We start from the raw sequence: 17,423 nt of genomic DNA on the forward strand, positions 1-17,423 counted from the left end.
GAAGCCATGACCACGACGTCGAACGAACACCGAGGGCTCACGGCCGCGCAGCGTGCGCTGGCGCTGCAGCGGCTGCGGGGCGTCCGCGGCGGCACCACGGACGAGCCGATGACCGCGCCACCCGGTGCGCCGGTGCCGCTTTCGCCGGTGCAGCGGGGCCTGTGGCTGGTCGAGCAGTTCCTCGACGACAACTCGCTCTACGGCGTGCACCGGAGCCTGTGGCTGCGGGGCGAGCTGGACGTGGCGGCCCTGCGCGCCGGTCTCGACCGGCTGGTGGCGCGGCACGAGACGTTGCGCACCACCTACGCCGGCGACACGCTGCCGCTGCAGCAGGTGGCAGCCACCCGCGAAGCGGATTTCCGGGTCACGGACCTCACCGGGCTCCCCGCGCCGGAAACCCGGCAGCGCGCCCTCGACCTGGCGGCAGCGGAGCTGCGCACCCCGTTCGACCTCGCCACCGGGCCGACCCTGCGGGCCAGGCTGTTCCGCACGGCGGCGGCAGAACACCTGCTGGTGCTGAACATGCACCACCTGGTCAGCGACGCCTGGTCCTGCACCGTGCTGGGCCGCGACCTCGGTGAGCTCTACGCGTCCGAAGTGGCGGGACGCGCGCCGGAACTGCCCGCGCTGCCGGTTCAGTACGGCGACTACGCGTACTGGCAGGTGCGCAGGCTCGCCGGGCGGTTGCGCGACGAGCAGCTCGGGTACTGGCGCTCGGTGCTCGACGGGATCGACCCGGTGCTGCGGCTGCCGGCCGACCGGCGGCACCCGGCGCGGCCGTCCTACCGGGCCGGCCGCGTGCGGCGGTCGCTCGACGCCGAGCTGACCGCGGCGGCGCGCCGGCTCGCCCAGGAGCGCGGGGTGACGCTGTTCTCCCTGCTGCTGACCGCGTTCGCCGTGGTGCTGGGCAGGTGCGCGGGCCAGGACCGGTTCGCGGTCGGCTCGCTCACCTCGGGACGGGAACGCCCCGAGGTCGAGCACCTGATCGGGATGTTCGCCAACACCGTGGCGATCCCGGTCGACCTGTCCGGGAACCCGACCTTCGGTGAGCTGCTGCAGGGGACCCGGCAGGCCGTGCTCGGCGCGCTGGGCCACCAGGACGTGTCGTTCGAGGACGTGGTGGCCGCGGTGCGCCCGGAGCGGGAGCCCGGCCGCAGCCCGCTGTTCCAGGTGCTGTTCCAGCTGGTGGCGGTCGACGACGAACGGTGGCGGTTCGGCGACCTCGACGTGCGGACCGCCGAGACGCACAACGGGCTCGGCAAGGTCGATCTGGCCCTCTACGGCATTCACGACGGCGGCCGGCTCGACCTCGAGATCGAGTACGCGCACGACGTCTTCGACCACGCCACCGCCGTGCGCTACGCCGAGCGGGTCGCCACGGTGCTCGAACAGGTCGTGCGCGCCCCGGACGCCCCGCTGTCCACAGTGGACGTCATGCCGCCCGCCGAGCGGGAGCTGGTGGTGCGGGGGTTGAACGACACGGCGGCGGAGGTGCCGTGGGCGACCTTGGGTGAGTTGTTCGAGGCCGCTGCGCGGCGGGTGCCGGACGCGCGGGCCGTGGTGGACACCGACGGTTCGGTGACGACGTACGCCGAGTTGAACGCGCGGGCGAACCGGCTCGCCCACCACCTGCGAGACCGCGGGGTGGGCTGCGAGTCGGTCGTCGGCGTCTGCCTGGAGTCCGGGGTGGACCAGCTGGCGGCCTTGCTGGCGGTGGTGAAGTCCGGGGGCGCCTACCTGCCGCTCGACCCGGACCACCCGGCGGACCGGCTCGGGTTCGTGCTGGCCGACACCGGTGCGCGCGTCGTGGTCACCGCGGCGCACCTCGCCGGTGCGCTGCCCCGGGGCCACGGCGGGGACCTGGTTCTGGTGGACGACGACCGGGCCGTGATCGAGGGGAGTCCGGCCACCGATCCGGTGGTGGTGAACGGTCCGGACAACCTGGTGTACGTGATGTACACGTCGGGGTCGACCGGCCGGCCCAAGGGCGTGATGATCTCTCACCACGGGTTGGTGAACTACCTGTGGTGGGCCATCGACGGCTACGGCCTCGACGGCGCGTCCGGCGCCCCGATGCTGGGTTCCATTGCAGTGGACCTTTCGGTGCCGAACTTCTTCCTCCCGTTGATCGGTGGCAAGGACGTCACGCTGCTGCCGCCGGACCGGAGCCTGTCGGCACTGGGCGAGCTGCTGGCCCGGCCCGGCGACTTCAGCCTGCTGAAGCTGACCCCCGGCCACCTGGACCTCGTGCGGGCGACGCTGGCTGCGGATTCCACTGTGGACTCGGTGCGCACCTTCGTGGTCGGCGCGGACGAGGTGCGCCCGGAGACGGTGGCGGCGTGGCGGGAGGTGGCGCCGGGCGCGCGGATCATCGACGAGTACGGGCCGACCGAGACGGTCGTGGGCTGCTCCACCTACCTCGTCGACGAGGACTTCGACCCGGCGCGACCGGTGCCGATCGGCAAACCCATCGCCAACACCCGGATGTACGTGCTCGACCGGGACCTGAACCCGGTTCCGCTCGGGGTGACCGGGGAACTGTGCATCGGCGGCTTCGGGGTGGCCCGCGGCTACTGGCGGCGGCCGGGGCTGACGGCGGAGAAGTTCGTGCCGGATCCGTCCGGCCCGGCCGGGACGAGGATGTACCGCACCGGCGACCTGGCCCGGTTCCGCGGCGACGGCAACCTCGAGTTCCTCGGCCGCTCGGACCACCAGGTCAAGATCCGCGGCTACCGCGTCGAGCTCGGCGAGGTCGAGGCCACGCTGCTGTCGCACGAGAGGGTGAGCGAGGCCGTCGTGGACGCCCGCCCGGACCTGGCGGGCCACCAGCGGCTCGTCGCCTACCTCGTGGCTCCTTCCGGGCCGGCGCCGGACGTCGCGGAGTTGCGCGAGTTCGCGGCCGCGGCGCTGCCGGAGTACATGGTGCCCGGCTCGTGGGTGCTGCTCGACCGGCTGCCGCTCACCCGGGCCGGCAAGGTCGACCGGACGGCCCTGCCGGATCCCGGGCCCGCCGGGAACACCGCGGTGCCCGGCGTCGCGCCGCGCACGGAGACGGAGCGGGTGCTGGCCGAGGCCTGGGCACACGTGCTCGACATCGGTGGCGTCGGTGTCCACGACGACTTCTTCCGGCTGGGCGGCGACTCGATCCTGGCCGTCCAGGTGGTCGGCCGGGTCCGGCAGGCCGGTGTCCCGGTCACGCTCCGGCAGGTGTTCGAGCACCGCACGATCGCCGCGCTGGCCGCCGAGGCCGGCCCGGCCGAGCGGCAACCGGTGCGCATCCCCGCGCGCCCGCCGGACGAGCCGGTGCCGCTTTCGCCGGTGCAGCACGGCTTGTGGGTGGTCGACCAGTTCCTCGCCGACAACTCGCTCTACAGCGTGCACCGAGCCCTCTGGTTGCGCGGCACCCTCGACGTGACCGCGTTGCGGCAGGCGATCGACGGGGTGGTCCGCCGGCACGAGGTCCTGCGCACGACCTACGCCGGGGTCACCGAACCGGTGGTCGTGATCGGTGCGGCCCGGACCGCCGCGTTCGACCTCGTCGACGTCTCGGGGGACCCCGCCGCGGCGAGGGAGAGGGCGGTGGAACTGGCCGAAGGCGAGTCGCGCCGCCCGTTCGACCTGACCGGCGGACCACTGTTCCGCGCCACGCTGGTCCGCGTCGGCGACGACGAGCACCTGCTCGTGCTGAACCTGCACCACCTCGTCACCGACGGCTGGACGGTACTGGCCCGGGAGCTGGGGGAGCGTTACGCGGCCGCGGTGCGCGGTGCCGAGCCGGCGGTGCCGGACCTGGCCGTGCAGTACGCCGACTACGCCCGCTGGCAGGCGGACCGGATCTCCGGCGAGGTGCGGGAGCGGCAGCTGGCCTACTGGCGGGACGCGCTCGGCGCGGTGGCACCGGTGCTGCGGCTGCCCACGGACCGTCCGCACCCGGCCGTACCGTCCTACCGCGCCGGCACGGCCGGCCACGCCCTGTCCGCGGAGCTGACCGCGGCGATGCGGCGGCTCGCCCAGGATCGCGGCGTGACGCTGTTCTCGTTGCTGCTCGCGGCGTTGGCGGTGGTGCTGCGCCGGTGCGGCGGCGAGGACCGGTTCGCGATCGGCTCGCTGGTCTCCGGCCGTGACCGGGCCGACCTCGACGACCTGATCGGCATGTTCGCCAACACGGTGGCGATTCCGGCGGACCTCGCCGGCGACCCGATGTTCACCGAGCTGCTGGACCGGACGCAGCGCACGATGTTCGCGGTGCTGGAAAACCAGGACGTGTCCTTCGAGGACGTCGTGGCCGCGGTCCGCCCGGACCGCGAAGCCGGCCGGAATCCGCTGTTCCAGGTGCTGCTCCAGCTGTTCCGGGCCGACGACGAGCAGTGGCGGCTGGCCGGGCTGGAGGTCGACGTCGCCGACCTGGGCGCCGAGTCCGGCAAGGTCGACCTGAGCGTGTTCGCCGTGGACCGCGGCGAGCTGGTCGAGCTGGAGCTGCACTACGCGAGCGACGTGTTCGACCAGGAGTCCGCCGAGCGGATGGTGGCCCGGCTGGCCGCCACGCTGGCGCAGGTGGTGGCGGATCCCGGGGTTCGCGTGTCCGGTGTGGACGTCATGGCGCCCGCCGAGCGGGAGCTGGTGGTGCGGGGGTGGAACGACACGGCGGCGGAAGTGCCGCGAGCGACGCTGGCGGAGTTGTTCGAGGCGGCGGCCGCGCGGGTGCCGGCCGCGGCTGCCGTGGTGGACGTGGACGGTTCGGTGGTGACCTACGCGGAGTTGAACGCACGGGCCAACCGGCTCGCGCACCACCTTCGGGCCCGGGGGGTGGCCGCCGAATCGGTGGTGGGCGTCTGCTTCGAGTCCGGTGTGGACACACTGGTCGCGTTGCTGGGCGTGGTGAAGTCCGGTGCCGCGTACCTCCCGCTGGACCCGGGGCATCCGGCGGACCGGCTGGCGTTCATGCTGGCCGACACGGCCGCCCGGCTCGTCGTCACCCGGCGGCGGTTCACCGGGGCGCTGCCCGGCGAGTTCGACGGCTCGGTCGTGCTGCTGGACGACGACCGCCCCGCCATCGACGCCGGTCCGGACAGCAACCCCGCACCGGTCAACGGCCCGGACAACTTGGTGTACGTGATGTACACGTCGGGGTCGACCGGTCGGCCCAAGGGCGTGATGATCTCCCATCACGGTCTGGTGAATTACCTGTGGTGGGCCATCGACGGCTACGGCCTCGACGGCGCGTCCGGCGCCCCGATGCTGGGTTCCATTGCGGTGGACCTGTCCGTGCCGAACTTCTTCCTACCCCTGATCGGCGGTAAGGACGTCACGCTGCTGCCGCCGGACCGGAGCCTGTCCACGCTGGCCGGGCTGCTGAGCAGGCCCGGGGATTTCAGCCTGCTGAAGCTCACCCCGGGTCATCTCGATGTGCTGCGGGCCGAGCTGGGTGATGGGTCCACTGTGGATTCGGTGCGGACGTTCGTGGTGGGTGCGGACGAGGTGCGGCCGGAGACGGTGGTGGCGTGGCGGAAGATCGCGCCGGAGGCGCGGATCATCGACGAGTACGGGCCGACCGAGACGGTGGTGGGCTGTTCCACCTACCTCGTCGACGACGGCTTCGACCCGTCCCGGCCGGTATCCATCGGCAAACCCATCGCCAACACCCGGATGCACGTGCTGGACGAAGCCCTCGACCCGGTGCCGATCGGCGTGGCGGGCGAGCTGTACATCGGCGGCTCCGGCGTCGCGCGCGGGTACTGGCGGCGGGCGGCCCTCACCGCCGAGAAGTTCGTCCCCGACCCGTTCGGCACCGAACCGGGCGCCCGGCTGTACCGCACCGGGGACCTCGCCCGGTTCCGCGGCGACGGCAACCTCGAGTTCCTCGGCCGCATCGACCACCAGGTCAAGATCCGCGGCTACCGCGTCGAACTCGGCGAGATCGAGGCCAGGCTGCTGTTGCACGACAGGGTGAGCGAGGCCGTCGTGACCGCCCGGCCGGACCCCGCCGGGCACAAGCGGCTCGCCGCCTACCTCGTGCCCGTGGCCGGTTCCGCCCCCACGCACGCCGAGCTGCACGAGTTCCTCGCCGCCGCCCTGCCCGGCCACATGGTGCCCGCCACCTTCACCGCGCTCGACCGCATGCCGTTGTCCCCGGCCGGCAAGGTGGACCGCGACGCCCTGCCGGACCCGGACCGCACGGTGCCGGCCGGCACCGCTCACCTCGCGCCCCGCACGCAGAACGAGCGCCTCCTCACCGAGATCTGGACGCGCGTCCTCGGCATCGACCGGGTCGGCGTGCACGACGAGTTCTTCGAGCTCGGCGGTGACTCCATCCTGGCCATCCACATCGCCGGCCAGGCCCGGCAGGCCGGCCTCCACCTGACCGTGCGACAGCTGTTCGAGCACCGCACCATCGCGGCGCTCGGTGCGCTGGCCGGCCGGCCGGAAGCCGCCCCGGTACGCGCCGAGCAGGGCGTGGTGACCGGCGCGGTGCCGCTGACGCCGATCCTGCGCTGGTTCACCGACCACCACGGCGGGCTGGACCACTACAACCAGTCGGTGGTCCTGGAATGCACCGAGCCGGTCGGGCCCGCCGCGCTGTCGGCCGCGCTGTCGGCCCTGGTCGCCCACCACGACGCGCTGCGGCTGCGGCTGTTCCGCCAGGACGGTTCCTGGCGGGCGGAGGTCACCCCGGTCCGGGACCACGAGCTGCTGCGGGTCGTCGACCTGACCGGCGTTCCGGCGGACGAGCGGAGCGCCGCCTGCCGGCGGGTGGCCGACGAGGTCCAGTCCGGGCTTTCCGTGGCCGACGGGCGGCTGGTCGCCGCGGCGTTGTTCACCGGCGACGACGGGAACCCGGACCGGTTGCTCATCGCCGTCCACCACATCGCCGTCGACACCGTTTCGTGGACCACCCTGCTGGCGGACCTCGCCACGGCCTGCCGACGGCACGAGGCCGGCCAGCCCGTCCGGCTGCCCCGGAAGACCACCTCCTACCAGGAGTGGGCCCGGCGGGTTTCCCGGGACGAACTCCCCGCGAGCGGCACCCCGCTTCCCGGCCACGGCACCGAGGAGTCGACCCGGACCGTCGACGTCGAGGTGCCGGCCGAACTGACCGAGGCGCTGCTGCGACAGGTGCCGGCGGCCTACCGCACCGAGATCGACGACGTGCTGCTGACGGCGCTGGCCCGCACGCTGACCGAGTGGACCGGCGAGGCCGCGGTCACCGTCGACCTGGAGGGACACGGCCGCGAACCGGAGTCCGACGACGTCGACCTGAGCCGCACCGTCGGCTGGTTCACCAGCCTGCGCCCGGTCACCCTGCCGGCGGCCGCGGGCGGCTGGGGTGCCCACCTCAAGGCGGTCAAACAGCTTCTGCGGTCGGCCCCGCCCCGGGAGACACCGCCCGCGGCACTGGCGTCGTTCAACTACGCCGGCCGGATCGATCCGGCCGGTGCGGGCGGCGGCAGGTTCCGCGCGCTGCCCGGCGGGCTCGGCGCCGACCGGTCCGGGCGGGCGTCCCGGCCGTACCCGCTGGACATCAACGCGGCGGTCCGCGACGGCCGGCTCCAGCTCTCGTGGGGCTATTCGCACCGCGAACACGACCGGGCCGGGATCCACCGGCTCGCGACCGCGTTCACCCGGCACCTCGCCGACCTGGTCGGGCACTGCGTCGGCGGCGCGGAAGGCGCCACGCCGAGCGACTTCCCGCTGGCCGGGCTCGATCAGGAAACCCTGGACGGACTGCTGGCCCGCCTCCGCGACGGCCGGGCCGCGGTGCGCGCCGCCGACGTCGAGGACGTTTACCCGCTGACGCCACTGCAGCACGGCATGCTGTTCCGCTCGCTGTACGACGCGGACTCCGAGGACTACTTCGAGCAGAACGGGTTCGTCGTCCGCGCCGGGCTGACCGTGGACAAGTTTGTCGCCGCCTGGCAGCAGGTGGTCGACCGGCACGCCGCACTGCGCACCCTGTTCGCCTGGGAGGGACTTCCCCGCCCGGTCCAGGTGGTGCTGCGCGGCCACCGGATCCGGGTCGACCGGCTCGACTGGACCGGCCTCGCACCGGCGGCCGTGCCGGCGGAGTTCGACCGGCTGATGCGGGCCGATCGCGCGGCCGGGTTCGACCTCACCGCCGAATGCCCGTGCCGGCTCACCCTCGTCACCACCGCGCCGGACGAGCACCACGTCCTGTGGAGTTTCCACCACGCCGTGCTGGACGCGTGGAGCGTGTCCACGGTGCTCGACGAGGTGTTCGCCGCGTACCGGTCACTCGAGGGCGATCGGGTGCCCGAGCCGGCCGAGGTGGTGCCGTACCGCGACCACGTCGCCTGGATCGAGCGCCAGGACCGCGCGGCGGACGAGCGGTTCTGGCGGGCCGAGCTCGCCGGGCGCACCGGATCCACGGTCCTGCCGGCCATCCCGCCCGTCGACGGCGGCCCCGGCGTCGACCGGGTGCACCGCCGGTTGCCGGCCGGACTGGCCGACCGGGTGCGCCGGCTGGCGGTGCGCTGCGAGTGCACGGTCGGCACGGTGCTGCAGGCCGCCTGGGCGCTGGCGCTGAGCCGCTACACCGGCGAGACCGACGTGCTGTTCGGCACCGTGGTGGCCGGGCGCGCCGCGGACCTGCCCGGTATCGAGCGGATGGTGGGCATGCTGGCGAACACCCTGCCCACCCGGGTGGCGGTCGATCCGGAGGCCCGGGTCGTCGACTACCTCGCCGCCCGCCACGGCAAACAGCTCGAGCTGCGCGAGCACGAGCACAGCGCGCTGGCCGACATCCGGCAGTGGACGGACTTCCCGCCGTACACCGCGTTGTTCGACCACATCTTCAGCTACGAGAACTTCATGTCCGGCGGACAGCCCGCGGACGGGCCGGAAATCGAAGCACGCGGCGAGTTCCTCGAGCAGACCGACTGCCCGCTGGTGCTCGACGTCGCCGATCACGACACCATCGAGCTGGTCGCCACCTACCACCGGGCGCGCTTCGGCCGGGACACCTGTGCCCGGCTGCTCGGCCACATCGAGCACCTCGTGCTCGGCATGGTCGAGGCCCCGGAGTCCGCCCTGCGGCAGCTGGACATCCTGCCGCCGGCGGAGCGGGAGACGGTGCTGCGGGAGTGGAACGACACCGGACTGGCGGTGCCGCGGTCGACGTTGGGGGAGTTGTTCGAGGCTGCGGTTCGCCGGGCGCCGGGTGCGGTCGCCGTGGTGGACGTGGACGGTTCGGTGGCGACCTACGGCGAGGTGAACGCGCGATCGAACCGGCTGGCACACCTGCTGCGGGATCGCGGTGTCGGGTGCGAATCGGTCGTCGGGGTGTGCGTCGAGTCCGGGGTGGACCTGCTGGTGGCACTGCTCGGGGTGGTCAAGTCCGGTGGTGCGTACCTTCCGCTCGACCCGGAGCACCCCGCCGATCGGCTGGGGTACATGCTGTCCGACACCGCCGCGGGGCACGTCGTGACGCAGCAAGCGGTGGCCGCCGTGCTGCCCACCGAGTTCGCCGGTGCGGTGGTGCTGCTGGACGGTGAGCCCTCGGAGCTCACCTCCCACCCGGACACGGACCCGGTTCCGGTCAACGGCCCGGACAACTTGGTGTACGTGATGTACACGTCGGGGTCGACCGGTCGCCCCAAGGGCGTGATGATCTCCCACCACGGGTTGGTGAACTACCTGTGGTGGGCCATCGACGGCTACGGCCTCGACGGCGCGTCCGGCGCCCCGATGGTCGGTTCTATTGCGGTGGACCTGTCGGTGCCGAACTTCTTCCTCCCGTTGATCGGCGGCAAGGACGTCACCCTGCTGCGGAAGGATCGTGGCCTGTCGGCTCTGGCGGAGCTGTTGAGCGGGCCCGGGGATTTCTCGTTGCTGAAGCTCACCCCGGGTCATCTGGACGTGCTGCGGGCCGAGCTGGGTGAAGGGTCCACTGTGGATTCGGTGCGGACGTTCGTGGTGGGTGCGGACGAGGTGCGGCCGGAGACGGTGGTGGCGTGGCGGAAGATCGCGCCGGAGGCGCGGATCATCGACGAGTACGGACCCACCGAAACGGTCGTGGGCTGCTCCACCTACGTGATCGGCCAGGACTTCGACCCCGCGGTGCCGGTGTCGATCGGCAGGCCGATCGCCAACACCCGGATGTACGTGCTGGACGAGTGGTCCAACCCGGTTCCGGTGGGCGTGGCGGGCGAGCTGTGCATCGGCGGGTCCGGGGTGGCCCGCGGGTACTGGCGGCGTCCCGGGTTGACGGCGGAGAAGTTCGTGCCGGAGCCGTTCGGCCCGGCCGGGTCGAGGATGTACCGGACCGGTGACCTGGCCCGGTACCGGGCGAACGGTGACCTGGAATTCCTCGGCCGAGCCGATCACCAGGTCAAGATCCGCGGTCACCGGGTCGAACTCGGTGAGATCGAAGCCCGGCTTTCACTGCACCCCGGGGTCAGCGAGGCGGTCGTCACCGCCGACGCGGATTCCGCCGGGAACAAGCGGCTCGCCGCCTACGTCGTCGCCCACCCCGGCCGCACGGCCGACCCGGACGAGCTGCGCGCGTTCGCCGCGACCACGCTGCCCGGGCACATGGTGCCCGCCCGCTGGACGGTGCTGGACCGGATGCCGCTGACCCAGGCCGGCAAGGTGGACCGCACCGCCCTGCCGGACCCGGACGGCCCGGCGGCCGCCGGCACCACCCACCTCGCACCGCGCACCGGGACCGAGCGCCTCCTCGCCGAGGTCTGGGCGCGTGTCCTCGGTGTCGACCGGGTCGGCGTGCACGACGACTTCTTCGCCCTCGGCGGCGACTCCATCCTCGCCATCCAGGTCGTGGCCCGGCTCCGGCAGGACGGCACGCCGGTCATCCTCCGGCAGGTGTTCGAGTGCCGCACCATCGCCCGGCTCGCCGAGGCCGTCGACGCCGGCGTCGCGGTCCCGGTTCGGGCGGAGCAGGGCGTGGTGACCGGCCCGGTCCCGTTGACCCCGATCCTGCACTGGTTCACCGAGGTCCACGGCGGGCTGGACCACTACAACCAAGCCGTCCTGCTGGAGTGCCGTGCCCTGGTCCCGCCCGAACTGCTCTCGGCCGCGTTGTCGGCGCTGGTCGCCCACCACGACGCCCTGCGCACCCGGCTGTTCCGCCAGGACGGTTCGTGGCGCGCCGAGGTCACGCCCGTCCAGGACCGCGAACTGCTCGAGGTCGTCGACCTGTCCGGCCTCCCGGCCGGGGAGAGCGAGCGGACTTGCACCGAAGTGGCCGCCCGGATCCAGTCCGGTCTGTCCCTCGAACAGGCGAGCCTGGTCCGCGCCGCCCTGTTCACCGGTGCCGGCAACGGCTCCGGCCGGCTGTTCATCGCCATCCACCACATCGCGGTCGACACCGTCTCCTGGAACATCCTGCTCGAGGACCTCACCACCGCCTGTGCCCAGCTCACGGCCGGCCGGAGCGTCCGGCTGCCCGCCAAGACCAGTTCCTTCGCGGACTGGGCGAGCCGGTTGAGCTCGTACGTGCCGACCGGGGACACCCGGCACCCGCACACGGCGCACACCGCGCTTCCCGTCGACCACGACCGCGGCCCCAACACCGAGGAGTCGGCGCGTTCGGTCGAGGTCTCCCTGCCGGCCGAAGTCACCGCGGAGCTGGAAGACGTGGCGGCCGGCCACGGCACCGAGATCAACGACGTCCTGGTGGCCGCGCTGGCGCGGACGCTGACCGAGTGGACCGGCGAGCACCGCATCACCGTGGACCTGGAGGGGCACGGGCGCGAACCACTGTTCGACGACATCGACCTGACCCGCACCGTCGGCTGGTTCACCACCATTCGCCCGGTCGAATTCCTGCTCCCCGACGGTGGCTGGGCGGCCCGGCTCGACGCGGTCAAGGCGCGGCTGCGGGCCGATCCGCACAACGGGATCGGATACGGCGTGAGCCGCTACCTTCGCGGCGCCGACACGGCCGCCACCGACTCGGCGCAGGTCTCGTTCAACTACCACGGCCGGCTCGACCGGCAGCGCGCCGGCGCGGCCCGGTTCGTCGAACTCCCGGCCACGCTCGCCGTCGAACGTGATCCGCTGGCCCGCCGGCCGTACGACATCGACGTCGACGCCGCGATCGCCGAGGGCAGGCTGGGCGTGTCAATGACCTACTCCGCGAACCTGCACCGCCAGGACACCGTGGCACGGCTCGCGCAGCGCTACCTCGGCCACGTGCGGGCACTGGTGACGCACTGCCGGTCGGAGCGGCCCGCGGCCTTCCCGCTGTCCGGACTGGACGGTGCCGCGCTCGAGCGGGTGCGGTCCGAGGGAATCGAGGACATCTACCGGCTGTCCCCGCTGCAGGCGGGCATGCTCGTCGAGACGCTGCTCACGACGGCCGAAGATCCGTACTACCTGCAGTGGAACTTCGACATCGAGGGCGACCTGGACACCGATGCCTTCGTCCGCGCCTGGCAGTTCGTGGTCGACCGGCACGCCGTCCTGCGCACGCGGTTCGCGTGGGAGGGGCTGCCGCACCCGGTCCAGCTCGTGCACGCCGCTTGGCCGGTCGAGGTCCACCGGTGGGACGCCCGCTCGATTCCCGAGGAGGACCGGGCGGCGTGGCTCGACCGGCTCGTGGCCGACGAGCGAGCCGACGGAATCGACCTGCACACCGCGCCGCCGACGCGGCTCGTGCTGGTGCGGACGGGCGAACGCCGCCACCGGCTGATCTGGAACAGCCATCACATCCAGCTCGACCGGTGGAGCCGGACCCTCGTGGAAACCGAGGTGTTCGCCGCGTACCAGGCGCTCACCGGCACCGGCGATCTGCCGCGGCTGCCGGCTCCGGTTCCCTACCGGGACTTCGTCGCTTCACTGGGACGCAGCTCCGGCGGCGAGGCCTACTGGCGGGCCGTGCTCGCGGACTTCCCCGGCTCGACCCCCGCGCCCGGCGCCGGCCACCCCGGTGGACCGGCCACCATGGCCGTGACGGACCTCGTTCTCCCGGCCGAGCTCACCACCGGCGTGCGGCACGCGGCCCGCCGGTACGGGGTCACGGCGAACGTGCTCGCCCAAGCCACCTGGGCGCTGCTGCTGGCCGGGGCGAGCGGTCGCCACGACGTCGTGTTCGACCTCACCGTCGCCGGCCGGTCGGCCGACACACCCGGTGTCGAACGCATCGTCGGCATGCTGATCAACACCGTCCCGGCCCGGACGCGCGTCGACCCGTCGTGCGGGCTCGGCACCTGGCTGCGGCAGGTGCACGACCAGCAGGTGCGGCGGTACCCGCACGAGCACCATTCCCTGGTCGACATCCACCGCTGGGCCGGCCTCACCGGCAGCGGGCGGTTGTCCGACACCCGGTTCGTCTTCGAGGCCGCGGCCACCGAGGAGGCGACCGGCTCCGGTGGTCTCACCGTCGAGCCCCTCGGCGAGGTGAACGGGGACATCGAGCACACGACCGTGCTCGCGGTCAGCAGTGGCCGCGACTGGCTCGTCCAGCTCCGGTACGACTCGGCCCGCTACCGCCCCGAAGCGGCGGACGAGCTGCTCGCCGAGTACGTCTCGCTGCTGCGAGCCGTGGTCACCGCGGAGCCGGCCGCCGCTCTCGGCACCCTCACCGATCTGTCCGAAGTAGACAGTGGGGTGGCGGCGGTGGCGGGCCGGGCGTCGACGGTGCAGGCGCACGTGGCGCCGGCGACGCCGGACGAACGGGCGCTCGCCGAAATCTGGACCCGGCTGCTCGGCGTCGACCGGCCCGGTGCGCACGAAGACTTCTTCGCCCTCGGCGGCAATTCCCTGCTGGCGTTCCAGGTGGCCGCGCAGGCTCAGAGCGCGGGGCTGGACCTCACGGTGCGGCAGGTGCTGCAGCACCGCACGATCGCGGAGCTGGCCGGTGCGCTCACCGGCGGCCGCCCTCGGCCCGCCGCCGCCCACCCACCGCTGACCCCGGCGTTGCACGAACTGACCGCGGACGGCGAGGCGTGGCCGCCACCCACCTCGGTGCTGGTGCCCTGGCGGCCGGCGGCCGACGTGGCGGGAGCGCTGCGCGCGGTCGTGGCGCGACACGACGCGTTGCGGCTGCGGCTCACCGGGGAACCGGGTGACCGGCGGCTGGACGTCGCCGACGTCGAAGCCGCCCGGCCCCGGGTGCTCGACCTGACCGGGCACCACGACCGGCCCGACCCGGACCCGGTCGCGGCCGGACTGGCGGCGGGCCTCGACCCGGTCCGCGGCCCGCTCCTCGGCGCCGCGTTGCTCCCGGACGGCACGGGCTGCCGGCTGCTCCTGGTCGCCCACCGGATCGCCGTCGACGCTTCGTCGTGGCCGATCCTGGTGGCCGACCTCGCCGCCGCCGCCCGGGGCGAGGAACTGCCGGGAGGACCGTCCTACCGGGACTGGGCACGGCGGCTGGACGAGTACGCCGGCAGTGCCGCGTTCGCCGAGGCGTCCGCGTTCTGGCTGGCTCCGCGACCCGACGTGGCGCGGCTGCCGGTCGATCACCCGGACGGGCGGAACACCACGGCCAGGTCGGTGCGGACCGTCCGGCCCGCCGCGGCCCCGACCGGCCGGACCGGCTACCGGATCGACGAGATCCTGCTGGCCGCCGTCGCCCACGCGCTCGCCGGCTGGACCGGTTCGGCCGACGTCCTGATCGACGTCCGGTGCGACGGCCGGGAACCGGTCTTCGACGACCTCGACCTCACCGGAGCGATCGGCGCGTTCGAGTCCACCCACCCGGTCCGGCTGCACCTGCCCGACGGCGGCCCGAGCCGGCGGCTGGCCGCGGTGGCGGCGCAAGTCCGTGCCGAGCCGCACGGCGCCGTCGGGCACGGGCTCGCGCGCCGGCGCCCGGACACCGCGGCCGCGGCGGCCGGGCGGCGCGCGGCGCAGGTGCTCCTCGACACCCGGGTGGGCCCGCACCGGCCGGCTGACCGGGACGACGCCCCCCACCTCGTCACGGTCGACGCCGAGGTCGCCGACGGGCAGCTCGTGCTGCGCTGGGGTTACTTCGCCGACGTGCACGACGAGACGACCATCGACCGGGTGGCCGGAGCGTGCGCGGACGAGCTCGCGAGGCTGGCCGCGGCCGCCGCGTCTTCGGCGGCACGCGGCCCCGGGCCGGCCGACCGGCTGGCCGGTGCGCTGTTCCCGCACGCGCCCGCGCTGCTCGTGCCGATGACCCGGCACCGGGTGCCCGGCGTGAGCGTCGCGGTCGTCGCCGACGGGCGTATCACCGCGTGGGGACAGGGTTCCACCGGCGGCGAGGATCCGGTGCCGGTCACCGCCGGGACGCTGTTCCCCGCGTGCTCGGTCAGCAAGCACGTGACGACCTTGGCCGTGCTGCGCCTGGTCCAGGAGGGACACCTCGACCTGGACGAGGACGTCCGGCACCGGCTGAGCTCGTGGCGGCCGCCCGCGGGCGAGCCGGTTCCGTTGCGGGCCTTGCTCAGCCACACGGCCGGGCTGGCCGCCGGTCGCCGTCGCGAGTACCTGCCCGGCTGTCCCGTTCCCGAACTCCGCCAGGTGCTGGACCGGATCGTGCGCGACCGCCCGGTGGGCTCGGGTTTCCACTACTCGAACGCCCATTTCGCGGTGATCCAGCAGCTGCTGGCCGACGTGACCGGCCGCCCGGCGGCCGAGGCGCTGCGGTCACTGGTGCTCGACCCGCTCGGCATGACCGACAGCGGTTTCGAATGCGACTTCGCGGAGTCCTGGACCGGTCCGGTCGCGTACGGCCACGAACGCGACGGGCGGCCGTACCCGCACGGCTGGCGGGTGACGGCCGAGGTGGCCGGCAGCGGGTTGTGGACCACCGCACGGGACCTCGCCAAGGTCCAGCTCGAGGTGCTGGCGGCGGTCGGCGGTGGTCCCACCGCGTTCCTCGGCCGTGAGCTCGCCGAGCTGATGGTCACGCCCGTGGCCGGGGAGTACGGCTTCGGTACCGCGTGTTCCCGCGGCACCGACGCCCACTGGTTCGGGCACCCGGGCGAGCGCAACTCACACCAGAGCTTCACCGCGGCCGACCTGCGCACCGGCGCCGGCATCGTGGTGCTGGCCAACCTCGGTGGCGACACGGCCTTCCTCGCCGACCTGGTCAACCAGTTGCGGCTGGACATCCACTACATGATCGGTTAGGGGGTCGTTGCCCAGTGGACGAAGCAAGTACCCGCCCGTGCCAGCTCGTGGCGCTGTCGGCGGGGACGCCGGACGAGCTCGACCGGATCACCGTGCGGCTGGCCGACGACCTGGCGCTGCGGCCGTCGACGTCGCTCGCCGAGGTGGCGAGCGATCCCCGGCTGTGGCGGCCCGAGGCACCGTACCGGCGGGCCTTCGTGGCCAGGGACGCCACCGAGGCGGTCCGGTTGCTGCGCCGGGCGGTGCCGGTCACCGAGCCGGTGACCGGCGGCCGGCCGGTCGTGTTCCTGTTCCCCGGGGTGGGCGACCACTACGCCGGGATGGGCCGCGGGCTCTACCGGTCGGAGCCGGTGTTCCGGCACTGGCTGGACCACTGCGCCGAGCGCCTGACCGGCGAGCTCGGTCTCGACCTGCGTGCCGTGCTCTACGCCGACGGCACCGAACCCGCCGCCGGCGGCCACGCCAGCGGGATCGACCTGGCCAAGCTGCTCGGCCGCCGCGACGAGGCAGTGGCGGAGATCGACCGCACCCGCCTGGCACAGCCCCTCGTGTTCGCCGTGGAGTACGCGCTGGCCCGGCTGTTGCTGAGCTGGGGGATCACGCCGTCGGGGCTGGCGGGGTACAGCATCGGCGAGTACGTCGCCGCGGCCGTGGCGGAGGTCCTGCCGCTCGACGATGCCCTCATCCTGGTGGCGAGGCGGGCCGGGCTGATCGAGACGGCGCCCGCCGGCGCGATGCTGGTGGTGATGCTCGGCGAGGAAGAGCTGGCGGACCTCCTGGACGAAGAGCTCTCGCTGGCCGCGGTCGACGGACCCGAGCTGTGCGTGGCCGCCGGGCCCGTGCACGCCGTGGAGCGCCTGGAGAAACGGCTGACCGCGGACGGGGTGTCCCACCTGCGCGCCGGCACGCGGCACGCGTTCCATTCCGCGATGCTGACGCCGATCCGCGCGCCGCTCGCCGAACTGGCCGGCCGGTTCCGGCTCGGCCCGCCGCGGATCCCGTTCCTGTCCAACGTGAGCGGCACCTGGATCACCGGCGCGCAGGCGGCCAGCCCGGGCTACTGGGCCGGGCACGTCGACCACACCGTGCGGTTCCACGACAACCTCACCGCGATGTGGCGGCGCCCCTCGGTGGTCGCCCTCGAGGTGGGTGCCGGGCAGATGCTCTGCGGCCTCGCCGCGCAGCACCCGGACCGGCCACCCGGGACGCCACCGGTGTTCGCCACGCTGCCCGGCGCCACCGCGGGCGGCGGCGACACCGCCGCACTGCTGAGCACCGCCGGGCGGCTGTGGTGTGCCGGCGTGCCGGTCGACTTGGCCGCGTTGTGGCCGCGAGAGAGGCGATGA

The 17,423-nt window shown here is 73.6% G+C and carries 2 protein-coding genes; both read left to right on the forward strand.

Annotated features, from left to right (window positions below; translation table 11 throughout):
• Window positions 1-6 precede the first annotated feature (6 nt).
• Complete coding sequence (locus ACWED2_RS13525) at window positions 7-16,077, forward strand: amino acid adenylation domain-containing protein (protein WP_449690746.1); 16,071 nt, start codon at window positions 7-9, stop codon at window positions 16,075-16,077.
• 14 nt (window positions 16,078-16,091) lie between these two features.
• Window positions 16,092-17,423, forward strand: coding sequence for an acyltransferase domain-containing protein (locus ACWED2_RS13530; protein WP_449690747.1), 1,332 nt, complete (start codon window positions 16,092-16,094; stop codon window positions 17,421-17,423).

This window comes from Amycolatopsis sp. NPDC005003 (assembly GCF_053600695.1).

What these genes read in the sequence shown, in the direction of transcription:
- ACWED2_RS13525 (WP_449690746.1), top strand. Translation starts at nt 7, where the DNA reads ATGACCACGACGTCGAACGAACACCGAGGGCTCACGGCCGCGCAGCGT.